At 42.3% G+C, this 24,378-nt stretch carries 26 protein-coding genes; 13 read left to right on the forward strand and 13 right to left on the reverse strand.

Going from position 1 to position 24,378, the window contains the following annotated elements:
- Positions 1-65: 65 nt before the first annotated feature.
- The 8 genes from FGM00_RS09965 to FGM00_RS10000 all read left to right on the forward strand — a co-directional run bounded on the left by FGM00_RS09965 (position 66) and on the right by FGM00_RS10000 (position 7,638).
- The gene (locus FGM00_RS09965; RefSeq protein WP_138852766.1) at positions 66-2,012 is read left to right on the forward strand and encodes a S9 family peptidase; all 1,947 of its coding nucleotides are present in this window, start codon (positions 66-68) and stop codon (positions 2,010-2,012) included.
- Positions 2,013-2,097: 85 nt separating this feature from the next.
- Entirely contained in the window at positions 2,098-2,820 is a 723-nt protein-coding gene (locus FGM00_RS09970) for a DUF2490 domain-containing protein (protein ID WP_138852767.1), read from the forward strand.
- A complete protein-coding gene (locus FGM00_RS09975) occupies positions 2,821-3,501 on the forward strand; it encodes a DUF2490 domain-containing protein (RefSeq protein ID WP_138852768.1) in 681 nt (226 codons plus the stop codon).
- Positions 3,502-3,565: 64 nt separating this feature from the next.
- Positions 3,566-4,783 carry a bifunctional alpha/beta hydrolase/OsmC family protein gene (locus tag FGM00_RS09980; protein WP_138852769.1) on the forward strand — a complete coding sequence of 406 codons (1,218 nt, stop codon included), beginning with the start codon at positions 3,566-3,568 and terminating at the stop codon, positions 4,781-4,783.
- 233 nt (positions 4,784-5,016) lie between these two features.
- Positions 5,017-5,523, forward strand: coding sequence for a YdeI/OmpD-associated family protein (locus tag FGM00_RS09985; RefSeq protein ID WP_138852770.1), 507 nt, complete (start codon positions 5,017-5,019; stop codon positions 5,521-5,523).
- A gap of 122 nt (positions 5,524-5,645) precedes the next feature.
- A complete protein-coding gene (locus FGM00_RS09990) occupies positions 5,646-6,233 on the forward strand; it encodes a superoxide dismutase family protein (protein WP_138852771.1) in 588 nt (195 codons plus the stop codon).
- Positions 6,234-6,307: 74 nt separating this feature from the next.
- Complete coding sequence (locus FGM00_RS09995; protein WP_138852772.1) at positions 6,308-6,838, forward strand: RNA polymerase sigma factor; 531 nt, start codon at positions 6,308-6,310, stop codon at positions 6,836-6,838.
- A gap of 2 nt (positions 6,839-6,840) precedes the next feature.
- Complete coding sequence (locus FGM00_RS10000; protein ID WP_138852773.1) at positions 6,841-7,638, forward strand: anti-sigma factor; 798 nt, start codon at positions 6,841-6,843, stop codon at positions 7,636-7,638.
- A gap of 95 nt (positions 7,639-7,733) precedes the next feature.
- On the opposite strand, the gene FGM00_RS10005 is transcribed toward FGM00_RS10000, so the two are convergent.
- Together FGM00_RS10005 and FGM00_RS10010 are read right to left on the reverse strand one after the other, a co-directional pair.
- A complete protein-coding gene (locus tag FGM00_RS10005) occupies positions 7,734-8,798 on the reverse strand; it encodes a VOC family protein (protein ID WP_138852774.1) in 1,065 nt (354 codons plus the stop codon).
- Positions 8,799-8,817: 19 nt separating this feature from the next.
- The gene (locus FGM00_RS10010; protein WP_138852775.1) at positions 8,818-9,510 is read right to left on the reverse strand and encodes a TIGR04283 family arsenosugar biosynthesis glycosyltransferase; all 693 of its coding nucleotides are present in this window, start codon (positions 9,508-9,510) and stop codon (positions 8,818-8,820) included.
- A gap of 167 nt (positions 9,511-9,677) precedes the next feature.
- Here FGM00_RS10010 and FGM00_RS10015 point away from each other — a divergent pair, with 167 nt between their 5' ends.
- Complete coding sequence (locus FGM00_RS10015) at positions 9,678-10,466, forward strand: DUF547 domain-containing protein (RefSeq protein ID WP_138852776.1); 789 nt, start codon at positions 9,678-9,680, stop codon at positions 10,464-10,466.
- Here the strand turns inward: FGM00_RS10015 and FGM00_RS10020 are convergent.
- Entirely contained in the window at positions 10,463-11,557 is a 1,095-nt protein-coding gene (locus tag FGM00_RS10020; protein ID WP_175416213.1) for a BamA/TamA family outer membrane protein, read from the reverse strand. The two genes, FGM00_RS10015 and FGM00_RS10020, sit on opposite strands and share 4 nt — an antisense overlap.
- A 94-nt stretch (positions 11,558-11,651) precedes the next feature.
- On the opposite strand from FGM00_RS10020, the gene FGM00_RS10025 reads away from it, so the two are divergent.
- Positions 11,652-13,904, forward strand: a complete 2,253-nt coding sequence (locus tag FGM00_RS10025) for an efflux RND transporter permease subunit (RefSeq protein ID WP_138852778.1) — start codon at positions 11,652-11,654, stop codon at positions 13,902-13,904.
- Positions 13,905-14,005: 101 nt separating this feature from the next.
- Here the strand turns inward: FGM00_RS10025 and FGM00_RS10030 are convergent, their stop codons facing one another.
- From FGM00_RS10030 to FGM00_RS10040, 3 genes are all read right to left on the reverse strand, one after another.
- A complete protein-coding gene (locus FGM00_RS10030) occupies positions 14,006-15,283 on the reverse strand; it encodes a tetratricopeptide repeat protein (RefSeq protein WP_138852779.1) in 1,278 nt (425 codons plus the stop codon).
- A 90-nt stretch (positions 15,284-15,373) separates the two neighbouring features.
- Positions 15,374-16,099, reverse strand: a complete 726-nt coding sequence (locus FGM00_RS10035) for a DUF4331 family protein (RefSeq protein ID WP_138852780.1) — start codon at positions 16,097-16,099, stop codon at positions 15,374-15,376.
- Between the two features lie 26 nt (positions 16,100-16,125).
- Positions 16,126-16,806: a DUF4331 family protein gene (locus tag FGM00_RS10040; RefSeq protein ID WP_138852781.1), complete on the reverse strand. Its 681-nt coding sequence runs from the start codon at positions 16,804-16,806 to the stop codon at positions 16,126-16,128.
- A 280-nt stretch (positions 16,807-17,086) separates the two neighbouring features.
- On the opposite strand from FGM00_RS10040, the gene FGM00_RS10045 reads away from it, so the two are divergent.
- Entirely contained in the window at positions 17,087-18,277 is a 1,191-nt protein-coding gene (locus FGM00_RS10045; protein ID WP_138852782.1) for an LETM1-related biofilm-associated protein, read from the forward strand.
- 77 nt (positions 18,278-18,354) lie between these two features.
- On the opposite strand, the gene FGM00_RS10050 is transcribed toward FGM00_RS10045, so the two are convergent.
- From FGM00_RS10050 to FGM00_RS10080, 7 genes are all read right to left on the reverse strand, one after another.
- Positions 18,355-19,110 (reverse strand): LytR/AlgR family response regulator transcription factor, encoded by a 756-nt coding sequence (locus FGM00_RS10050; RefSeq protein WP_138852783.1) that lies wholly within the window; start codon positions 19,108-19,110, stop codon positions 18,355-18,357.
- A 137-nt stretch (positions 19,111-19,247) separates the two neighbouring features.
- The gene (locus FGM00_RS10055) at positions 19,248-19,589 is read right to left on the reverse strand and encodes a 2TM domain-containing protein (RefSeq protein ID WP_138852784.1); all 342 of its coding nucleotides are present in this window, start codon (positions 19,587-19,589) and stop codon (positions 19,248-19,250) included.
- Positions 19,590-19,666: 77 nt separating this feature from the next.
- Positions 19,667-19,888, reverse strand: a complete 222-nt coding sequence (locus FGM00_RS10060; RefSeq protein ID WP_138852785.1) for a 2TM domain-containing protein — start codon at positions 19,886-19,888, stop codon at positions 19,667-19,669.
- On the reverse strand, positions 19,885-20,244 hold the full coding sequence (locus FGM00_RS10065; RefSeq protein WP_138852786.1) for a 2TM domain-containing protein: 360 nt from the start codon (positions 20,242-20,244) through the stop codon (positions 19,885-19,887). The genes FGM00_RS10060 and FGM00_RS10065 overlap by 4 nt, the downstream gene beginning before the upstream one ends.
- A 45-nt stretch (positions 20,245-20,289) precedes the next feature.
- Positions 20,290-20,673 (reverse strand): 2TM domain-containing protein, encoded by a 384-nt coding sequence (locus FGM00_RS10070; protein ID WP_236262742.1) that lies wholly within the window; start codon positions 20,671-20,673, stop codon positions 20,290-20,292.
- A gap of 63 nt (positions 20,674-20,736) precedes the next feature.
- Positions 20,737-22,080, reverse strand: a complete 1,344-nt coding sequence (locus tag FGM00_RS10075) for a 2TM domain-containing protein (protein WP_138852787.1) — start codon at positions 22,078-22,080, stop codon at positions 20,737-20,739.
- Positions 22,077-22,700 carry a hypothetical protein gene (locus FGM00_RS10080; RefSeq protein ID WP_138852788.1) on the reverse strand — a complete coding sequence of 208 codons (624 nt, stop codon included), beginning with the start codon at positions 22,698-22,700 and terminating at the stop codon, positions 22,077-22,079. The genes FGM00_RS10075 and FGM00_RS10080 overlap by 4 nt, the downstream gene beginning before the upstream one ends.
- A gap of 269 nt (positions 22,701-22,969) precedes the next feature.
- Here FGM00_RS10080 and FGM00_RS19960 point away from each other — a divergent pair, with 269 nt between their 5' ends.
- Together FGM00_RS19960 and FGM00_RS19965 are read left to right on the forward strand one after the other, a co-directional pair.
- Positions 22,970-23,383, forward strand: coding sequence for a hypothetical protein (locus FGM00_RS19960; protein WP_236262744.1), 414 nt, complete (start codon positions 22,970-22,972; stop codon positions 23,381-23,383).
- Positions 23,370-24,104, forward strand: a complete 735-nt coding sequence (locus FGM00_RS19965; protein ID WP_236262745.1) for a sterol desaturase family protein — start codon at positions 23,370-23,372, stop codon at positions 24,102-24,104. Before FGM00_RS19960 ends, FGM00_RS19965 begins: the two co-directional genes overlap by 14 nt.
- Positions 24,105-24,378: the final 274 nt, after the last annotated feature.

The raw sequence follows: 24,378 nt of genomic DNA on the forward strand, positions 1-24,378 counted from the left end.
CGAGCACCGAGCACCGAGCACCGAGCACCGAGCAATAAAAACATCAATCACTAAATACAAGTATCATGAAACAACTAGTCATTATTATCGCAATCGCCCTAATTTGGGGCTGTAAAGAAGACAAACCGGCAGAACCCAGCATCGCCGACACTATGAAAACCTATACCATCGAGCAAATGATGGATAACGAAGCCATCGGTGGAAGCAGTTTTTCGCCCGATAAATCTAAGATACTTCTGTCAAGTAATCGCTCGGGTATCTATAATATGTACACTGTTCCGGTAAGCGGTGGTGAACTGACGCCCATAACCGAATCGGACAGTTCATCGGTCTTTGCGATTTCCTATTTCCCCAATGACGAGCGCATGCTGTTTCGGATGGATGGGAACGGCGACGAAATCTATCATATTTATGTAAGGGATACCGACGGCTCCCATAAAGACCTGACACCTTATGAAGGTGCTAGGGCGAGTTTTTATGGGTGGACCGATGACAAGAAATCCTTTCTGTTTTCTTCCAACAAAAGGGATGCCCGCTATACGGACTTGTACGAGATGGATTTGGAAACCTTTAGTCCGAAAATGCTCTATCAAAACAATGACGGGTATTTTCTCGGAGGACTTTCGGATGACAAAAAATACCTCCCACTGATCAAACCGGTCAATACGAACGATTCCGATTTATTTCTTTACGATATGGAAAATAAATCAATGGTGAAAATCAACAGCCAGCAAAGTGCGAATAGTCCGGAAGATTTTTCTCCCGATGGTAAATCGCTTTACTACACCACCGATGCAAACGGGGAATTCGCCCAGTTGATGAAATACAATATTGCGGAAAAAACCAGCGAGAAAGTAATGGAGCGCGATTGGGATATTATGGGCAGCTATTTTACGGAAAACGGTACCTATCAGGTCACGTATATCAACGAAGATGCAAAAAATGCCATCGAAATTTTAGAGGTTGCCACTGGTAATATTATTGATCTTCCTTCTACAGATAATATGGATATTACCAATGTGGGATTTTCGGATGATGAAAAAATGATGACCTTTTATGCCGGAGGTTCGCATACTCCTTCAAATCTTTATGTGTTCAATATCGAAAATCGAAAACAGACCAAACTCACCGACGTGCTGAACGAGGATATACAGGCACAGGATTTGGTCAATGCGGAAGTAATTCGTTACAACTCCTTTGACGGTCTAGAAATTCCTGCGATTTACTACAAGCCGCATCAGGCCAGTAAAGACAACAAAGTACCAGCTTTGGTTTGGGTGCATGGGGGTCCTGGTGGGCAATCGCGGCAAGGCTTTAGTTCATTAATACAGTATATGGTCAACCATGGGTATGCCGTACTGGCCGTAAACAACCGAGGAAGCAGTGGTTATGGGAAAACCTTTTATCAAATGGACGATTTAAATCACGGGGATAAGGATTTAAAGGATTGTGTGGCCGGCAAAGATTGGCTGGCCAAGCAACTGGAAATAGACGGTGAAAAAATTGGGATTATCGGTGGTTCCTATGGTGGCTATATGACCATGGCGGCTTTGACCTACACGCCAGAAGAATTCGATGTTGGTGTCAACCTATTTGGAGTGACCAACTGGATACGTACTTTGCGTAGCATTCCGGCATGGTGGGAAGCCCAAAAAGAGGCCCTGTATCTGGAATTAGGGGACCCGAATAGCGCTGATTCGGTTCGCTTGCGTGCCATTTCGCCCCTATTCCATACCGAAAAGGTGACCAAGCCGTTGATTGTCCTTCAAGGAGCGAAAGACCCTAGGGTCTTACAGGTAGAATCCGATGAAATCGTCGCCGGAGTGCGCAAGAACGGGGTTCCTGTCGAATATGTGCTTTTCGAAGACGAGGGACATGGTTTCGTTAAGAAAGAGAATCAAATCGAAGCGTATAGCAAAGTGCTGGAGTTTTTGGAAACCCATCTAAAAGAAGATGCCGGAACGCCGATTTCCGATGGAAAAACAACAGAAATACAAGCAGAAACGAAATAAAAAACCTATCATTCATCTTTTTTACGCGAATTATGACGATACATTTCACGGGTAATTTTAAAGATGGTCACAGAAAAACGAATACATGAGATTACGCATATCACTAATTGCCCTTTTCGTAACGACTTTGGGTTTTGCGCAAGAAACCGGAGAAGAAGAATGGGGATCTTGGCACATGTACTTTGGTACGAACCGTATTTCCAACAAACTGAGCATACATACCGAAGGGCAATTGCGGTATTACGAACAGGCCAAAAATTTCAATCAGTTATTATTGCGCACAGGATTAAATTATCACATCAATTCCAACGCCATTGTCACCGCAGGTTATGCCTACATTAACACGGACCCAAATTTTGACGAATTCGTTGTTGTACTCGGTGATATTTTAGTAGAAGATACCAGGATAATTGAGCATAGAATATTTGAACAGCTCATTCTTAAAAACAAAGTTTGGGAATTTTCATTCGAGCATCGGTACCGTCTAGAGCAACGTTTTTTAAGTTTTGACAACCCATTGAATGCTGATATTACGACAACCGATACGCAACACCGTGCCCGCTATCGCTTGCAAGTTACCTTACCGCTAACCGATATCTTTTTCTTAAACTTTTATGACGAGATTTTTTTGAATCTGCAAGGAAGCGTTTATGGTCAAAATCGTTTGTATGGCGCTCTGGGCATCAATGTTACGAACAACTTTAGTATACAGGCCGGCTATTTAAAAAATCACTTTCCGAGCGCTAATTTTGATCGGTTGCAGATAGGAGTGTTCTGGAATCCCGACTTACGAAGCAAGAAGGAGTAAATGAGAACAAAAATCGCAACGCTCTTTCTTTTCATTGGGACACTAGGTTTGGCCCAACGGACAGAGGAAAATAAACTAGGGAGTTGGCATGCTTATTTCGGTACCAATAGGATTTCCGATAAGTTTAGTATACATACCGAAGTACAGCTTCGGTATTTCGAGCAGGGTAAAAGTTTTAACCAATCTGTCTTGCGATCAGCATTGAACTATCATATTAACCCCGATGCCTTGCTAAGTTTGGGATATACGAATTTGGTTACCGATACGACCATAGAGAGTCTAGAAGGCGAAACGAACATTAACGAGCATCATATCTATGCGGATGGTATACTGAAAAACAAGGTGTGGGAGTTGGGCTTTGAACATCGCTTCCGTTTTGAGAACCGTTTTATCGATTTTGGCGATACTAAGGATACCCAGCAGCGTTTGCGCTATCGTCTTTTGCTAAATGTACCTTTGACGGATATTTTCTTCATCAACCTATATGAAGAGCTATTTGTCAATTTTCAAAACGAGGTGTATGACCAAAACTGGACGTTTATAGGACTTGGGGCGAACGTAACGAACAACCTTTCGTTACAAGCCGGGTACATTAAAATAAATACCGAAAGTGGTAATTTCGATAGATTAGTAGGTATTATCATATTTAATCCGGATCTAAGGAAGAAGAAAAGAGAGTAAATCGATAGTCCTTTTTTAGGGGCAAATTCTTTTCAAGCTTTTTGGTTTCAAAAAATAGATGCTGATGAATTTACAAAAAATCACATTTCAGAATAACGAAGGACAGCGTTTGGTCGGCAGATTAGAACTTCCGCTTGATCAACACCCACATAACTTCGTCATTTTTGCGCATTGCTTTACCTGTAATAAAAATCTCTCCGCGGTAAAGAACATCGGAAAGGCCCTGACCGCTAAGGGCTTTGGGGTCTTACGTTTCGATTTTACCGGGCTGGGTGAAAGCGAAGGCGATTTTGAGGACACCAACTTTTCGGGTAACGTTAACGATTTGATTGCGGCTGCCGATTATTTGAAAGAAAATTACGAGGCTCCTACCCTCTTGGTCGGGCATTCGCTCGGTGGTGCGGCGGTGCTTTTCGCTGCTGCGGAGGTGACTTCGGTCAAGGCCGTGGCGACCATCGGTGCTCCATCGAATCCACAGCACGTACAGCATTTGTTCAAAAGCGATCTGAACGAAATAGCGACCAGCGGAAAGGCCGTTGTCAATCTAAGCGGTCGGGATTTTACCATCAAAAAACAGTTTTTAGAGGATCTCGAATCGAAATCGTTGCAAAAAACCGCAAAGGATTTACGAAAGGCCCTCCTGGTCATGCACTCTCCCCAAGATACTACTGTAGGCATTAAAAATGCCGAGGAAATTTATATCGCCGCGCATCACCCCAAGAGCTTTGTTTCCTTAGATGGTGCCGATCATTTGCTGATGAACAAAAAAGACTCCGTTTATGTCGGGGAGGTTATAGCTGGTTGGGCGCGGCGCTATGTGGCCATTCCGGAGACTACGCCATTACAATCCAAGCATGAAGTAATTGCCGGTTTGGGCGCACAAGATGGCTTTACGACTGCCATGAAGGTCGGAAACCACGCCATGACGGCCGATGAGCCTACTTCTTTCGGGGGCAACGATTTTGGCCCATCACCCTACGAACTGGTTTCTGCAGGTTTGTCGGCCTGTACGGCCATGACCGTTCAAATGTACGCAAGAAGAAAAAGTTGGCCTTTGGAACATATTGAGGTACATACGTCCTATGGCAAAGAACATGCGGCGGACTGCGAAAACTGTGAATCGGATACCGCAAAAATCGACACCTTTACGCGCGAAATACAACTTACCGGAGCCCTCGATGAGCAGCAAACCGCCCGTATTTTAGAAATTGCAGATAAATGTCCGGTTCATAGGACTTTGCATAGCGAAACCCAAGTAATTACCAACCTTATGGAATCCTAACACTGTGCTTCAAATTATGGTAACCCATAGTTTTCCCGACATCCGTATTCATTACACTGATGTCGATTTCCGATCGTTATGAAATACGTGCATACCTATGGGCAGCGGTGCCCGCAAGACCCCCTTGTAACAACACTACTCGGTAATGGAAGACCGGTGTTGTGCTTTTAAAGAAAACCTTTAAAGAACATCCGTATCTTTAATTGGATAAATCGCTCCATCTTTTATGCCAAATGGAAAAAAAGAAAAATAAATTACAAAGTCCGATTTTTGAAATTTCAATTACGGGAAGCTATTATTCCCTGCTACTTCCCCTTGAAATTATTCAACCCTTTTTGGAAAAAAACATAAAACGTGTAAAGGCAAAAGCGATGTTTGAAGGAAAAGAACTCTTCTTTCATGCCGCGCTACAGAAGCGAAACGGCAACTACTATATGATGTTCGGTAAGCGGTATCAAAAACAATTGGGGATTTTTCCAAACGATTATTTTCAGTTACAGTTCTTCGAAGACGATTCGAAATACGGTGTAGAAGTCCCGGAAGAATTAGAGGCCGTTTTCGGCAGTGACCATAGCGCCCTTAAAATTTTCGAAGCACTTACCGATGGGGCAAAACGTGGATTAATCTACGCGATATCACGGTATGCCACCTCACAAACACGCATTGATAAATCACTCGTACTCTGCGAAAACTTAAAGCGAGGAGTTACCGACCGCAGACAAATGCTAAAACCATTTTGAGCATGTAGCTTGTGATGACCTTAAATATTATGTAACTTTCAGGAAACTAACAAACATATTCTCTTTCTCACGGACTTTAAGGTTAAGTATCCTGGACGGGAATGAACTAAAATGAAACACTTATGAAAACGATTAAACTTGCGGTAATGGGACTACTTATAGCCACGTCTTACAACTGCAAAGAAGCAAAAAAAGAAACAAAAGAAGCCGCCGATGAAATGATGGAAGAGGCCAAAGAAGTAGTACAGGAAGTTAAGGCCGAAACCATAAAATTCGCTATGGAACCTAAGAGTGATAGCGATGTAAAAGGCGATGTTACCTTTTCGGAGGAGGATGGAACCGTCGCTATGACCGCAATGCTATCGGGACTTTCCGAAGGTGAACATGCCATACACATTCATGAGAAGGCCGATTGCTCCTCTGCGGATGGAAAATCGACTGGCGGGCATTGGAACCCGACGAATACCCCTCATGGCAAATGGGGTGCTGAAGAAGGCTATCACAAAGGGGATATCGGCAACTTTGTGGCGGATGCCGAAGGCAATGCCAAGGTGGAATTTTCGACCGATGAGTGGTGTATTGGCTGTGATGACAGCAATAAGAACATTGTTGGTAAGGCGGTCATCGTTCATCAAGGTGTAGATGATTTTACATCGCAACCCAGTGGCGATGCCGGAGCGAGGGTAAGTTGTACCGGTATTATTCAATAGGTTAAATAAATTGTTAAAAAAGCCGCTTTAATAGCGGCTTTTTTTTTAATTTCATCCACTAACCTAACCAAATTATGAATCTCGAAGCTTTAGTTCAACGCTTTCAAGAAAAAGATATTACCGCCTTTGAAACACTACACGGCATGTACGCCGAAAATATATGTGGTGTTATCAATACGATAGTACGAAACGACGCCCTCGCTCAAGAAATCTGTCAGGATGTGTTCGTTAAAATCTGGAACAAAGCGGATACCTATTCTACTTCCAAAGGCCGATTTTTTACTTGGATCCTTAATATTGCCCGGAACGCCGCGATCGACGAAGTGCGCTCGAAATCCCACAAACAGCAAAAACGAAACCTATCCGCGGATTACTTCGTAGGTATTTTAGATCGTGCAACTGAAGAAGAAACTACAGTTGATACCAGGGGCTTGAAAAAAATGATTAAGAAGTTAAAGGTCAAGTGTCTCGAAATTATAGAAATGATCTATTACAGGGGATACACCCAAAAAGAAGTCGCGGAGGAATTGGAGATTCCATTGGGAACCGTCAAAACCAGAAATAGAAGCTGTATTTCGCAACTTCGGGATAATATGAAGGCTTAGCAATGGATATAAAAGCATACATAGCGTCAGGAAATTTAGAGCTCTACGTAGCAGGGTTGCTTTCAGAGAAGGAAAATCTGGAGGTATACGAACTTGCATTGGCAAACGAGGAGGTGCTTTCCGAAATCATAGCCATAGAAGCCGCTGTACTCGCTTTGACCAAAACCACATCTCCGGGCCTACCACATGGCTTTGATATCGTTAAGGAGAAAATCAACATAGATAAAGAATCGAAAGTAGTCGATTTAAAGGAAAAGGATATCAATTGGTCCTGGTATGTGGGTTGGGCCGCGTCTTTGGCCTTGGCTATCGGCTTATTCTATCTCTATACCCAAAATCAGGATTTACAGTCTCAGATAGAAATGGTCAATCAGGAGAATCAGCAATTAGAACAACAAATTGCGGATTCGGACGCTTCCTTGGAAAAGTCACAAGAACTTTTAAATACCATTCGGGACAAGAACATTACGGTGGTTCCTTTGGGTGGGCAAGCAGTGTCCCCTACCTCATATGCCAAAGCCTATTGGAACAAAGAAGAGCAAAAAGTATTCATAGATGCAAAAGGACTACCGGAACCTCCGGAAGGAATGGTATATCAGGTCTGGTCTTTAAAGCTAAGTCCGCTCACCCCTACAAGCCTTGGCTTATTGGATAACTTCGAAGCGGATGATAACAAGGTATTCGCGCTATTCAACACAAACGAGTCGGAGGCTTTCGGGATTACCTTGGAACCTGCCGGCGGTAGCGAATCGCCGAATTTAGAACAACTGTATACCTTGGGCGCCGTATCGGCCTCCTGATAGGTAAACGCAAAAAGTGGTTTCATAAAATAGGGCGGTTACAGTGAACACACCTTCCTGATTGATTCGGGAAGAGAAGATTTTCATTTTTTGCGCTAAAGATCTTTTTTGACCCTGTGTATGCGCATAGCCTTTACCAACCATTTGGGTAGGGGGCTCACAGGGTTCCGCTTTTTAAGATTTATGAACCATCCCAGTTTTTTGAGAATAGGTACCTTATGGGTTTCCACAAATTCGATCAACGTACCATCGGGATCTTCGATATAACTGAAATGACCGGCAGCGTCGCCCATATCGAAACTACTGGCGCTATCTACGGTAAAAGGATAATTTAAGGCCTTGGCTTCATCCCTTAAGAGTTTCATCCCTTGTACATCAAAGCAAAGATGAATATAACCCAAATCGCCCCATAGTCTATTTTTATAAATGTTCGAAGGCACACGATCTAAGGCTTGCACCAATTCTATTTCCGTGGGGCCCAATAATTCTCCGAATCCGCCAACGCTTCGATCGGTATGTTTCAACAACACTCTCCGAAAGATATTCCCTCCTCCTTCTACTGAGGAAAAATCTTCGAAAAAGCCCGAGCGATCCTCAGCGATGATATCATACCCTAAAATTTTGGTATAAAAACAAATCGACATTTCCATATCGGAAACACCGATGATGGCTCCCAAAACCCCTCCACAGATTGCTTTGCTGGCGTCGAAACAATACGAATCCTGTACCAATTGCACCGAATTGCCCCAAGGATCAATGAAGAGCAAGGTAGGCGACTCGCCCATAGTAACAGAAATTTCGCCAATTTCAATATTCGGCAGGTATGTTAGGACTTGGAATGCCTTGCTAACATCATGACATCGCAATTTCATCGTATGAATGCCCAAATCGCCCAATAAAATAGGGGTAACGGGAGGCTTTGGCTCGCGCGACTTAAACTGCCAAATTTCTAGTCCGCCCCCGCCAATCATATTCATGGCTAGCATGGCATAGCGATTATGTACTGTATTATCGGTATATTGGGTCATTAGATTGGCTTTGCTCTCATCTTCGAAAACAAGAATATCAAAACCCAAATGTTTACGGTACCAATTAAAAACAGCTTTTGCATCGGCAACCCCGATTCCTATTTGCTGAATTCCATTAAAGGTTTTTCGCATTTTAGAATGGGGAACGATATCAGGCGCGGATAAGTCTATTGTGAAGGGATTTTAATTTTTTGGGAGGATATCCCAACTTGAACAAAACTACCAAAAGTAAGTTAGAAAGGTTCACCCTTACGTACGAATTTTGTTCGTATTTTCTTGCGGAAACCACCAAATCGTTTTTAATGATCTTATAGGATACTTTGTTCTTTTTCATTCTGTCGAAAAATTCAAAATCCTCCATGAGTACCTGCTTTTCATCAAATGCTCCCAAAGCGTTGAAAACTTCTTTTTTGATAAAAAGACATTGATCGCCACCACCGGTAAATATGCCATCTTTTGAGGTGAACGAAGCGTTAATCTGTAGTAATTTATTTTTCTTGTCGAATCGATAGGAAAAAAATCCCGATTCGAATCCAGCATCTATAGTAGCTTTTATATCGGACAGGAAGGTTTTGGGTGGCCGCACATCGGCGTGTAAGAAAGCGAGAATGCAACCTTTCGCTACTTTAGCCGCTTCGTTCATTTGCGCGGCCCTACCCTGATTTTGACATTTTAAGAATCGTACGAACGGTAATGCGGCCATCTCATCAACATCATCTGCGCTTTTACAAGATTCCGCTACAATTATTTCATAAGCGCCGTCATGGCCGTTTCCTGAAAGAAGAGGTAACAGTTCCTCTAAGTTTCTTTTTTCGTTGTGCGCCGGTATAATGATACTGATCATGTAAATAAACCTCTTATTCTTTGCTAATAGCTCGCATTCGTAGCAATAAGACTATCCTATCCTCTTTCATATACGTAATTTTACCGGAAAGGTTCTTATAAAATAACGACCAAACCTTTATTTCATACGAACGTATATCACAATAGTACGAATCTTAACTAACACAAATGAGCTCATCTAACTTAAAAGTAGGAATTATCTTGATTTTTCTTTGTTTCGCCAGCATCTTATCAGTAGCACAAGAAGGAAAAATGAAAATTGAAGATTTTAATGCACTATCGGTAGAATTTCTGAAGCGTGCCAAAGAAAAGCAGGATACGCAAAGCATAAGGGAGCAATTATCCAATACGACCTTAAAAGCGCTGGAAGAAGGTTTAAAAACCGATAATCAAAAACTAGCATTTTGGGTGAATATTTATAACGGATACATTCAGGTGATTCTATCGGAAAATCCAGACCTTTACGATGACAGGCAGGAATTTTTCGGGAAGGAGCAGATTCCGATTGCCGGGGAAATGGTCTCCTTTGGTAAAATAGAACACGGTATCATCCGAAAATCGCAATGGCCATTGGGCCTGGGACTGATACGCAAATGGTTTCCCAATAAGTTTGAACGCAAATTGCGTGTAGACGAGCGTGATTACCGTATTCATTTCGCTTTGAACTGCGGGGCGAAAGACTGTCCGCCGGTGGCTATTTATACCGCAGACCGTGTTGACAAACAGTTCGCCAAGGGTACGGAACGCTATTTGAAGGAAACATCGGACTATAAGGCCGACCAAAATGAAGTTGCCGTTACCTCGCTATTCAATTGGTTCAGGGGCGATTTCGGATGCAAGAGTGGTGTAAAAGACATTTTAAAGGAGCAAGGTATCATCCCAACGACGAAAGGCATCGACATTACTTATAAAAACTACGATTGGACCTTAGATCTCGACAACTGGATCGAACTTTAAAATGCTTCCTTTATGGTAAAGTAGAAATTACCACCTTCATTGGTAAGGCCGTAATCAACACGAATACGAACGCCATCCCGCTTGTTCACTAGATAACGTAACCCTAGCCCGGCGGCATTTCTGTATTTTGAAGAAAAGGTCTTGCCCAAATCCGGGGCCACGGTACCTGTTGAACCGAAGACAGCGCCCCCGAAACGCCCTTTGATGGGAAAGCGGTATTCAGTAACGAAACTTAGTTCGGCATTATCCTGAAAACGGCGGTTGGCAAAGCCTCGGGTTCGTTTAGTTCCTAAATAGTACAAATCGTAAAAAGGAGTGTTCTTGCTGCTATTCGCTAGAAACAAATTCACGGCAAGTACTTGTTTCTTACCCACTTTTTGGTAAAACCTGCTATCCAATTCGAATTTGGTATAGTTGAAGGAGGCACCGATTAATTTTGAGGAAGTAAAAAGATTTCCCTGTAAAAACCAACCTTTGGTAGGAAAGAAAATATTATCGCGCGTATCGTAGAATGCCAGAACCCCTAGGTTACTCACGGTCCCGTCGCGCTTGCCGGCAACAACCGTATTGTCCAAAGTACCGTTCTCAACTATTTGAAGATTACTGAACCTATCGTATTCATAACCCAGACCCAAAGAGAACCTAGGAAAGATTTCCCGTAATACATTTAAGCGTACCCTGGGAAAGTCGACCTCATAAACCTCCTCATCATCTTCATTGGAATCGATACCCAAGCCGAAAAAATTATAGAAGAATTTATAGTACCCCAACTCCCCTACGATACGCCAACGCTCCTCGTCTTTATAGATCTCGTAAGGCGCAAAGATGAGCAATTGGTTTTTAGTGGTGTAGCTTACCCCCAATTGCACCGATGAGGGTCGAGTGCTCTTTGGTTCGTTGTTTAACCGAAAGGTCGCTAGCCCGAGACCGCCAAAACCGAGCGCCGTTTCCGGTGTGTAAAAAACAACGGGAAGGGCGGTTATCTTTAGATTTTTGGTAGAGTCCCGTACTTTTTTCGGTTTCTTCTGTGCCAAAACCAAAAGAGGCAGTAGCACGCTCAGGATGACGATTAGCGTATTTTTCTTTTTCATTAAGCCTGTTAAGATACTATTGTTTGGCAAGGATACCCAAAAGTTGGCCATATTTGGTTAAATTACCGCCCTAGAATCGACAATCTTAGTTTGAATGCAAAAAATATTTGCTGCGAAAAAGGCGATCGTTGCCATTTTTCTTGTTTTGGGCGTACTCGCGGGCGCTTCACTACTGCAACTAAAATTCTCATTTGATTTTAGCCAATTTTTTCCCGAGGGCGATGAAGACCTTGTATTCTATCAGGAATTTATCGAAGATTTCGGGACGGACGACAATTTTCTACTGGTTGCGGTAACACACGACTCTTCGGTTTTCGAGAAACGGTTTTTAAAAACCTTCGATTCGTTTTCTCGAAATGCCAAGAGCCTACCATATGTAACCGAATCCCTTTCGCTTACCACAGTCTTTTATCCCTTAAAGACCGGCATGGGCTATATTCGCCTACCCGTCATCAATATTGGTGATGCCACAAAGTACGAGGCTGACTGGAAAAAAATTCAGGAAGACGGTCTCTTTATCAATTCATTGATCGATGAAGATGCTACCTCATTGGTCCTTGCTTTGGAAACGGAAGATGGTCTTAATTACATGCAGAGCAGGGAACTGCTTACCGCGGTTCGCCAACGACTGAGGGAAAATGGATTCGGAAACTATCATTTGCTCGGACGTACGTTTTTTTATGAAGCGCTGGTCGATATGCAAAAGGAAGAACTGGCCTTTACCACAATCTCTGCTACCCTATTGGTTTTTCTGGTGCTTTTTTTGGTATATAGACGCGTCTGGGTCATTGTCATTGCCCTCTTTTCAATTCTTTTGGCCCTGTTGCTCTTTTTAGGATTGCTATCTGTATTGGGGAAAGAGCTCACGGTTCTAGCGGCCTTCTACCCTATTTTACTCTTGATTGTCGGTACATCTGATGTGGTGCATATTATGGATGATTACCTCGGTAAGTTGCAAGGCGGCCTGGAAAAGGGGCTGGCCATGCAGCGAGCGCTCCGGGAGGTGGGTGTTTCAACCCTGCTCACCTCGGTCACCACGGCTATCGGTTTTGCTTCGTTGCTCACCTCTAAATCGAGTAGTGTGAGTGGTTTCGGTATTGATGCGGCCTTAGGGGTCATCGTCGCATTCGTGACCATCATCTTCTTTAGCTGTTCGGTACTCTTGCTAACCGATAAAAAGTATTTGTTGCCGAAAGACCAGCGAAGCGCCGGAACCAAAAGGTGGTCTTTGGCAATGGCCTCGATCAATAGGTTTACCAAAAAACACCCTACACCTATTTTGATGGGGAGTCTAATTTTTACGGGAATATGCGTTTTTGGAATGACGCAAATAAACACCAACTACCAGATTCAGGATAGTTTTCCGAAAAACAGTGCCATTGCCAATGATTTTGAGTTTTTCCAGGAGCATTACGCCGGCTTTCGCCCCTTGGAAGTTGCCGTAATCACAAAAGGGAATTACAAGGTAAACGACTTCGCCGTTTCCCAAGAAATCGAGAAGGTAGTTCAGCGGATGAAGGCCATCGCTCCCATACAAAATGTACAATCGGTAAATACACTCTACAAAGGAGTGCACAAGGCGAATAACCTGAACAAATCGGATTTTTTCATCTTACCCGAAAAGGAGGACACTTTTTTAAGCTATCAAAGGGAAATAAAAAAACGCGCTCGAAAACAATACGCCAAATTCGTGAATACCGATGAAACCAAAACACGGATAACTGCAAAAGTGTTGGATGTAGGCCTTGATACCATCACGAGGGTATACCAAGGCTTAAATACCTTTATCGCTACGCAAACAGATAGCACCAAAGCCACTTTCAAGCTGACCGGAACGGGGATACTACTCGACAAAAATGCGTTCTATGTGAAAGACAGTTTAATTCAAGGCCTTTTGATGGGCTTGGTGCTGGTTGCCCTTATCATGGTATTGCTCTTTAAAAACCTGAAATTGCTATTGATTTCCCTGCTGCCCAATCTGTTGCCCCTACTTTTTGCAGCGGCCTTGCTTGGTTTTTTGGATATTCCGCTCGAGGCGACCATTTCCGTGGTCTTTGCCATCGTTTTCGGTATTGCGGTAGACGATACCATTCATTTCTTAGGGCGTTATAAGGTAGGTCTTAACAATGGTAAGAACAAGGAAGAGGCCATAGCGATTACGTTCGCTGAAACGGGAAGAGCCCTGGTCATTACTACTACGACCTTATTCTTGGGGTTCTTGGTCCTACTCTTTTCAAAACACCTGCCCAGTGTAACGATAGGACTATTGGTCAGTGTGACCTTATTGACTGCGTTGGTACTTGATTTGCTGCTACTACCCGTACTCCTAAGGAAATTATTGAAATAACAAATGTACTTGTGTTCGTTCGCCCTGTAAAAGCGAAGCACCACGATTCCCCAATCGTAGTGCTTCTATCAACTAAAATCAACCTACACTATGCTTTTTCCTCAGAGCGCCGTAATATCCGCCGCCATAAGGGGGCCGAGCTCGTAGGAGGCTTCGACCAATTCGTTTTTAATTTGCTTTACCTTTTCCAATTCACCGGCAGCTTTATAAATTTCAGCGACACGGTACATAATTGCGGGTTCAAAAGTCTTATTTATGACATGGGTATCGACCAATTTCTTTGCTTCGGCTACCTCGCCGTTTTTGAGCAAACTATATGCCAATAGACTATATGACTCCGGTGTAGGCCTATTGTTCACCTCTTTTTGAGCCAGTTTGATCGCTTTTTCATGTTGTTGCGTTTGATTCAAATAGAGTTCAATGTTGTAAGCATTGTACATATCGCCATAATCTTCATTTTGTACTTGTTTAAAGTATTTATCAAGGTTTTTCAGATTACTTTTCTCATCGTTCATATACTCTGCAATTTCCGCTTTGAGCAAATAGTAATCAGGAGCTTTGTGATTTTTGGTAACGGAGTCCAAAATCCGTAGGGCCTCCTTAGGGTTATTCTCATACGAGAAAACGATCCAGGCGATTCCTTTTTTAGCGTAAGCGTTTTGGTCATCTAAGGCCAATGATTTTAGATAGTGCCGATACGAATCCTCTATTCTTCCAGCATGACCATAGTAATCGGCCAAGTTGGTATAGGACCATAACATTAATGTCTTGTTCTTTGATGATTCAGCCTTGTTCTTGGCCTTTTCCATCATGCGTATGGTAGTGTCCAAGTCTCCCTTGTAATCGCTCCATTTCGCTTGTCGAATCAGGTATCCGAAGTCGGACATGCTCTTGATACTATCGAGATACATCTCTGCCTTTTCGTAGTTGCCCAGCTCCATATGCACATCGAACAACAAGCTTTGGGTATCCTTCTTTTTGCCTCCGGTAGCATGGGCCGAATCGGCCATTTGTAGCGCTTCCTTAAATCGATGTTGGGAGATGTAATTTCTGGCGAGCGCATTGTAGTATCCTGCCCTGCCGATTCCCGCTATATCAGTTGCTCTTTTGAGCACTTTTTCAGCCTTCTTAAGATAAGTGATGTCCCCGGTATTCTTGAAGTAGCGGTTGTATTCCCCACCAACTATTCCAAAACTCATCAGCTGAATACTATCCGGTTTTATCTTTGAATTCCAAATTTCAAAGTATTTTGAAGTGGTCTTAGAAGGTTTGGACACTAGATAGGCGTCGTAATCCTTTTTATCGGTGATACGATTTTCTGTCTGGTGGCCACACGATATCAATAGGACACCCATAAGAGCAATCATATAAAACTTCATACTAAAAAATTTATCGTTAACAATCCTTAAAAAAAAGGGAGGATGGAAGCCATCCTCCCCCATTATAAACCCTTTCTCATAGCAGGAGTCCTATTCAGGAGCTCCTAAATAAGGGAAAGTAGTTGAGACATCGGCCGTAAGTCCGACACCATCGGAAGTTAGTCTGGGTAAATCAGCATTACCATCATCATCGGTATCCTGACCACTGAAACGAATTCCGTCCATTCCTCCGAAAAGAAGAATCAAAGAGACGTCAATAACGTCGTCTTGGGGGGTTCTACCTGTTAAAGCGATTACAGCTGGATCGTTCAGGACATTTCCGTCCTCATCTACGTCTTCTCCCGGAAGAAAATAAGTGGTAACATTTTCAGGAGCCACTTCTAAAACATCATCGGCCAAAACCGAAGTCAATGTTGTTGCATCCAATCCTAAAATATTGTTCTCATATTCAACGCCAAAGGCTGCGTGCAAGGCTACGGCTTGATCCAAGAATGGACCTTGAAATGCTGCTTGCATTTCAGATACGATCGTAACATTGTGTGCATCCTTGATACCGGCATTACTCAGTACGGTATTAATTCCCGGTCTTCCCATATGGTCAGCCTGGGCATAGGTGCCAGAAAAATCGGGTTCCATCATTTCGGTTTCGCATGGTTCACAGGTGCCGCCACAGTCAATGCCCGTTTCGTCTCCGTTCATAATGCCATCGCTACAGGTCGGTACGACTGCAACATCATTGTCGTCGTTATTACATGCCGCCAAGGCAACCAGTGTAAATACGGACAAGATTATATTTTTTAATCTGTATGTTTTCATTATTTATCTCTTTAAAAAATTGCTCTTTATTGTTTGATGTTTGTCGTTACCCACGCATTATATACTGGTATACCTAGCGCATTAACCGCAGTTGTTTCTCCCAACATACTGTTAGGAATCTCTATAGCTATCGACATGGTGTTCGCACCGTCAAAAGTATCGGTAGCTTCGGCCTCGGCATTAAAACCTAGAGGCGCCATGCCCGTGACTACTGCATTGAACTGAACAAAATCGAAAAAGAAAGCATCTTGTCTAGGACCCGCGAACAATTGAACACCATCGTCCGTTGTTTCGGTAATAGCGGCGCTGCCCGAAATATCGACCGAACCCAATGGGGAATCGACCAATACCGTACCGGTCAAACCAGTAGCAGAAGGAGCCGCCGGGCCGAAAAAGTACATTTTCCCGTCTCTTGGAATGGCTTGAATGACCATATCTTCAACAAGGTCGTCATTGGTGTCGATATTTATTTCCGTAAGGACGTCTTCATCGAAAGTACCATAGGCTAAATCCGGCATCACGTTAGATTGTAAATCCACGATAAATACAGTGTTGTCTGAACCTTCGGAGGGTTCGAAGGCATAAAAATCGGCAATGTCCGCAGAATCACCAGCAACACCCGGCGCATCAATATGGTCGGCTGCGACTATAATAATTCCCACGACTGCCAATAGCGATAGCCCGAGTAAGAGTTTTGTTTTTTTCATCGTACTTCCTTTTAAATTAAATTAGTAACACCCCTACCTACGTAACAAAGATTTACAGGTTTTAATTAAAATGTTAAAATAATGTTAAAGAAAATAGATGCCCGTATCGGAGGTAACACAAAAGTAACGCTATAATATGTATTTTCTTACTTCTTAGTAATACAATTCCTAATGTCATTTTCGAGCAAAAGTATTTGGGATGCTTAAAAGCGGACATTTGGCTACCTGCAACTCCTTTAATTATAGTAATTTTGGGATTTTAAAGTCAACCACAAAACCCATGAACCCATCAGCATCCGGCTGGATCAACAAATACGGTTCCCTTGTCAAGGATAACATCAGCGCCTATGAGGATTTTGGTGCGCTTTACGACGGGATGAAGAAAATAGGTTTTGTGTACGGTATCAACACCCAAATACCCGAATTCATAGTCCCGGAGCATACCCTTACCGAGGACGAAAATGCCAAAATAAATCTACTGACCTCACTTTATTTTACGTTTACCATCGAAACCGGGGAAACCGATTTTGCCATTTTTTTGAATAGGATATTCAGGTTTTACATGGATTTGAGGGTAAACCAAGAGTCTTTATGGGCAAAACTTCTCTCTGGCACGAGTACGGCCGCAAAACTTGAAAAACTAGTCGATTCAAGAGTATACCTAGAAGATAATGTAATTAGTAAAACCTTTAACAGCATCATTACCAATTCGTTGCTGTTCATTGACATTCTATTATTCAAAAGATACCTAAACCAGCCTGAAGAAATTCGGAAACACGGGCAACAACTGGAGTATATTGCCATTAACGTTACATATCACGCTTTAAGTTCAAAGGAGAAAAATCAGAGCGATAAACGTCTTGAACAGCTCTTTGAGGCCTCTTTGACCTTTATCGACGCTACCAAGGAAAATTTTGATGGTTCATATCGGAAAAAAGTCCTCGAAAACCATTTGGTCTGGGAAAACCACTATTTTTTAGATATGGCGTGCCTCACTGTTTGGGAAGATAAATCGTTGGATTACCAGGAATCGGAATATATTTATGGAATAGGAAAAGATCTGGGATTCTCCGAAAAGGAAATAGGTCGTTCCCTCGAGGAAATCACCTCCTTTTTTGCGAAAAATTCGGCAGTTATTCCATTTTTGAAAGGCAAAAATCTAGCAATCCAGTTTTATGATAGCATGGCCAAAGTGGTTAATAAGCTCATCTTAAGAAATAGCAAACGACTACAGAAAGAACTTTCCGAGAGCAAAGAACTGGTCTACCTTATTTCAAAATCGGCTACTAAAGACCTTACTTCCGAAGAGCGAAAAAAAATTCAAAATCAGTTGATAGACATTTTTAAAAGTATTCCCTCTTTGGCTATTTTTATTCTCCCAGGAGGAGCCGTAATGCTCCCTATTTTCATTAAATTGATTCCGAAGCTATTGCCGTCCTCATTTGACGAAAACAGAGTTGAAAAGGAGTGATTTTTTTGTAAAAAATGATGTATAAGGAAAATCTATTACTACTATTAAACATCATTCAATCAGCTATTTAATTCAATTTATTCCAACCATAACTTAAAGTCCTTTACTCGTTCCCTGCTTACTATGATTTCTTGATCTGAAAATCGATTTAGCTTGATTTGAAGCCTCGAATTCGTATAGGAAACGATGTCTTTTATATGGTTGATGTTCACATAGAATTTTCTGCTCACCCGAAAGAAAATTTTGGGTTGCAGTTCATTTTCCAAATTCTCCAAAGTGGTTTCCAAGAGGTAATTTCTCCCATCGGCAGTTGCGGCATAGGTGCCTTTGTTCTCACTAAAAAAACATTCTACCTCATCGGCATTGATGATTTTGAGGTGTTGCCCTACCCTTGCGGTGAATCGTTTTTTGTATTCCCGTTCCATAGGATTCACCAATAACTTCTTGATGTCGTCAAAATCTAAACTCAATTTTTGGGATGTTGGTCTTAGGTTTTTATATTTTTTTACCGCGGTGGCCAAATCCTCATCGTCTATAGGCTTTAATAAATAGTCGATACTATTCAATTTAAAGGCCTGAAGCGCGTATTCGTCATAGGCCGTGGTGAAAATAATAGCACTTTGCACCTCAACAGCCTCGAAAATTTCGAAAGAGAGCCCGTCCGACAACTGAATATCTAGAAATATGAGGTCCGGATGATCATTATTTCGAAACCATTCGACAGCCTCACTTACCGAATGCAACATGGTGGATACGGTAACATCCAATTCTTCCAAAAGTCTGGACAGTCTCCTTGCGGCTGGTTTTTCATCTTCTATTATCAGTACATTCATGTGTAGTCGCTATTTATCTGGTTAAGGTTTACTTGTTATTCTTATCCCTTTTGGATCGGTAATTCAATTACATTGTATAATAGTCTTGGTCAGTCAGGACAGGCCGGAACATATATGTTTCTGTTGTGTAACATGCCTTATTGGGTTCGGCGTTCCTCTTCCTCCATAAATTTCTTCAATTGTCGTTCTTCCCAGCTCTTACCGAATAAGGGTTTGCTAAAGACCGTAATACCGTGTATAGCGAGAATGACACCCCAAACGATGGCGGTCCCATAAACGTTCCAATCGATCCACTCTAAAAATTCGGGGTTTCCCAACGCCCTTTTACTCAACAGTATAAACGTGAATTCATGGCGTAATAGAAAAAGGATTATCGTAACGACCACATAAATCGTAGCGTGGTTGTAAAATTTCCTGATACGGGCCACACGTTTTTTTGCCCGTTCATATTTTGTCAATCGCTCGGTTTTCGATTTCATAATTCTTTCTCCAAAAGTTTTTTAATCTGTCTTTCTTCCCAAGTTTTCCCAAAGAAAGGGTTGAAGGAATATACTTCCTAGGCATGATATAAAAGTCCCAATCCCCAGATAAACCAGACAGCGAAAATCCCAAAATCCCAAAACTCCTCTATACCCTTAATGCTCTTGACAATTTTATAAACCGTAATGGCTGTATTGATAACGAGATATATAACCAAATGAGTGTAAAACCCTTTAATCTCTTGGAGCCTTTTCTGCGCTCTTACATATTTGTCCGTGTTTTCCTTTTTTAATTTCATGACAATCGTTTTCGCTCTTCAGGAAAAGGATTATTGTATTTTTCCGCTTCACGACGGTCTTCCTCCATGTATTTTCGGATTTGGCGTTCTTCCCATTCCTTGTTAAACAAGCTGATACCAAAAGTCTTGGCCGCGTGAAAAGCCACACCGATTCCCCATGCACCCCAAATAAAGAAAGTTCCCATATCGAAGAATGCTTCACTAAGGCTTTCCCCATTACCAATATTTCTAATGAGCTTGCTCACTGTAATAAAAGTGTTCACTCCTAGATAAACGGCCAAGTGTACGTAAAAGCCTTTCAATTCCTTTATGCGTTCTTTCGCCCTTGCGCGCTTTAATTCCATATTATTTTCCATATCAAATCGATTTAAAGAGTCCGTAACTTTTCTTGGAACCGTTTTCTAGTCCCACTTCTCCGTGCGGTCTTCTTCGTTCATAAATTGTTTGATTTTTCGAGCTTCCCAATCCCTCCCAAGGAACAAGGATTCCAATGAAAAAGCTTTCGCAGCCTGAAACAGGAGTCCAATTCCCCATCCAAAGGCTGCCCATAAAAACCAAGGATGATCCCATTGGTCAATATAGTAATTCAACCCGGCCAGAAAGGATATGAATACGGCGTACGACAGCAAACTGCTGTAAAATTTCCTGACTTGAGCAACCCTTTCCTTTGCTCTCAAGTATTTCGTATCATTTGCTAAAAAATCCATAGTTTCCGGTTCTTTGTCCTGAACTGTATTCAGGGGCTTGTTTGTACTCGGTTTATTATTTGATTCAAATTTCCGCATTAACCGCACTTTTTAGAAAAATTAAATACCCAATTGTGGTTTTTGACTACCGAATCGTGGAATTTAAAAATTTTCATCGTTCATGTACTTACGCATTTTCCGTTCTTCCCACCGTTTACCCCATAAAGGGTTATACCCAAAGGCTTGCATCCCGTGGGAAACAACGCCCCAGCCCCAAAAGAATATGGGAAACAGCACCCATGGGAAGTCTGTCGTACGGTAATTCAGGAACACTAAAAACGGAATGACACAGCAGTATGAGATCAGATTCCCATAAAAGCCCTTAATGTTCTCTACCTTTTCTTTGGCTTTTTCATAGCGTTTGCCTTCCAAGTATATTTTCTGCGTTTCGGTTCTCGATGTTGTCCTGGTCAACATGGGCAGAAACACCTTAAAGTCCGCTTCGGTCTTGACAATATTCACCTCCTTATCGGTTAAAATGGCATAACGCTGCCTTATGTTGCGCAAACCGACACCACTACTTTTTTTAACGACCTGTTTTTCCTGTAGATTGTTGCTCACCACCAACATGCCACCCTCTTCCCGAACGGTCAAGTGAAGGGGCCTTCCTTCCGAAACCACGTTGTGCTTTACGGCATTTTCCAATAAAAGCTGCAATGATAATGGAACGATTTTCGCTTCCGGAATGCTACAGTGCTCTGGAATATCGACCACAATGCTATCTTCAAAACGCATTTTAAGCAATCGCACATAGGTTCTAGCGAATTGTAATTCCTCATCTACGGTAACCAAGTCCTTGTTCTTCTGCTCCAACACATAGCGATACACCTTTGATAGTGAAGTGGTGAATTTTTGGGCCTGATACGGATTTTCCTCTATCAAACTTGTTAGTACATTTAGACTGTTGAAAAGAAAATGGGGGTCTAATTGACTCTTTAGAGCATCGAACTTCGCCGAGGCCGTACTTGCGATAATCTTTTGTTCTGTTACTTTAGTTTCCTGCCGGTATTTGTAGTAGTAAATGGCATAAAATATCAATGCGACACCCAAGGCGATAACAACGGATTGCTGGTAGCTGTCGACCGATTGCGAATCGAGAACCCGCTGAAAAGACCAATCAAAGAAAACGGTTAGAACGGTAAATCGGGCAATAAACACCCCGATAACCGACAATATCAAATTACCCATGATGGCAATTGCCATCCGTTTGTAGGTATATAAGTAGTTATCCCATTTCTTTAGAAGAAAGTAGAACCAGGACATATTCACCATATACAGGATGGTCGAATAGACCAAATTGACATAATATTCTTTCCAGATGTCCGCTACCCTGTTTTGGAAGAGCACCCTATCGGTGAAATAATCGTACCCCAAAAAGCATAAAAAAATAAGGGTACCAACGGCAAATGCCCTAAAAATTTCAATTAAAAATCGATTTTTACTCATTCAGCACAATTTTTTAAAGTGGCCTTAGCGCGCTCTTTTCCCCAATTCGGATGAAAATCCGACTCAGGTTTAAAGGTATCAAAAAGTTCCAAGGAACGTTTTACGTCTTTGCAGAAAGGGGCGGTATCCTGCCCGAAATACTGTGCGGAACCCATATCCCATTCCGCCTTTGAAAAAACAACCCTAGGATTATCGGGGGCCAATTGCAGTGCCTTCTGATAAAGGGCGACTATCTTTCCGGATAAGGTCATTCCGTACGTAGCACCATCAGATGCGATCCAGGCTGTATGTATCATGGCCTGTTGTACTAAAATTTCGGGATTGTCCGGTGAAATTGCCTTGGCCAAATCGACAAACTCTTGAGCCTTCTCTAGTTGTCTGGCTAATTTTTCTTGATCTTTTTCGCCAAACGAGAGTATGGTATTGATAGAAGCCACATAATAATACGGTAGCCAATTATCCATTTCGGCCGTTGCAATGCGTTCGAACATATTCGAGGCCTCGGCAGGCTTGCCTTCGCCCCAAATCTCGAATGCCTTCTGCATGCCCTTCGAATACTGGTCTTGGCCAAACGCCAATGCTGAAATTAAAATGGTTGTTATGAGCATCGCTTTTTTCATGATTGGATTATTTTAAGATTATTTCCGGACCTTGACTTAACATGCCCACTATTGGGCTTCTTCTCGCAAAGGCGGGAAGTTGTTGTTATCGGTTTTTTTGTTTTGATTATAATTTGTTCTACCCTTGGGCGTTATTAAATACGTTGCAAATCTGGGACGTCTCTTCTTGAAGAAGAAAAAATAACTACCGAACTGTTACTTTTTACGGATAGATCGTAATAGCAACGATCATTCAACCCCAAGGGCAACCCGAAACAATGCCATTGTCTATGAACAACAACAAAAGACTTCAAATCGGTGAAGGGAAAATTAGTGGGTACATCGCCATTTTTTTAGCGATTCTTTCTTTAGGGGCGGTTATCTGCGCCTACTTTCCGGAATTCTTTACCACCGCGGATTTTCGTGCCCTGTACACCCCAAAATTCGTAAAGTGGACCTTACTTGGCGTACTTACCGTGTCGTTCGGCTTTGCCATTACCAGCGTACTCTTGAGCAAAACCACCAAATACGGTTTTATAGCAACACTTGTTCTTGCCGCGACCATAGTACTGGGCACGGGTTTACCGGAAGAGCCAAGTGATCGAATCAAAGGCGTTTTCACTTGGGCTGGACTGGCTTTTGCTGGATATCCTGATTTCTACAGTGATTTTCATTCCTATCGAGCTGTTTTTGCCGAAGCGTGAAGACCAATCCAAATTTCACCCCGAATGGCGAACAGATCTGATTTATTTTGTAATCAGTCATTTATTGATACAGGTAACGGGCGTTTTGGTACAATTGCCCGCTGCATTGGCATTTAAAAATATCGGTTTGGAAGGCGTGCAGAGCGCAGTACAATCCATTCACTTTATTCCACAACTCTTTTTGGCGCTACTTGTTTCTGACTTGTTCCAGTATTCCGGGCATTACATTTTTCATAAAATTCCCTATTTGTGGCGATTCCATTCCGTTCACCATTCCACCCAACACTTGGATTGGTTGGCAGGCTCCAGAACCCATTTCGTAGATTTGATTGCGGTTCGGGCGATATCCTTTATTCCGATTTACATATGCGGATTTAGTTATTCCGTTTTCGCGACTTACATTGTTATCGTTTCGTTTCAAGCGGTTTTGGCCCATTCGAACACCAGGATAAATTTTGGCTGGTTCAAGTACGTTTTCGTGACACCGCAATTTCACCATTGGCACCATTCCGATAATCCGGCTGCCTATGACAAGAACTTCGCCATTCACTTTCCCTTTATCGACATGATTTTCGGCACCTATTATCCGATGGGGAAGGAATGGCCGGAAAGCACGGGTTTGGGAGATGTTGAATTCCCCAAGGGCTTTTTGAGACAATTTGTGCAGCCCTTCAAAAAACCGGATTCCAATAAGATTATGAAAAACCCGAGTGAGCGTTAGCCTAAGTTCCGACTCAACCTTTCCCTACATTATGAATTCGTATAATTCAAACAATCAAAAGGAAAGAAGGCGTAAAAAACGTAGCGGACACAGTGAAAATCTTAGATTAAATTCGGATATGAGCAAGTTGTCCATACCCTGGTTTTGACCTAACAGTGTCTCGAATTATGTATTTCTTCTTAGATTTTAAAAGTTCTACTAAAATATCAACGGACTGTATATAAATGAATTGAATCCCCATATATAACTTTACACTTTAATTAAGCCTATGGAA

Origin of the sequence: Aggregatimonas sangjinii (assembly GCF_005943945.1) — a bacterium.
Taxonomy (GTDB): Bacteria; Bacteroidota; Bacteroidia; order Flavobacteriales; family Flavobacteriaceae; genus Pelagihabitans; species Pelagihabitans sangjinii.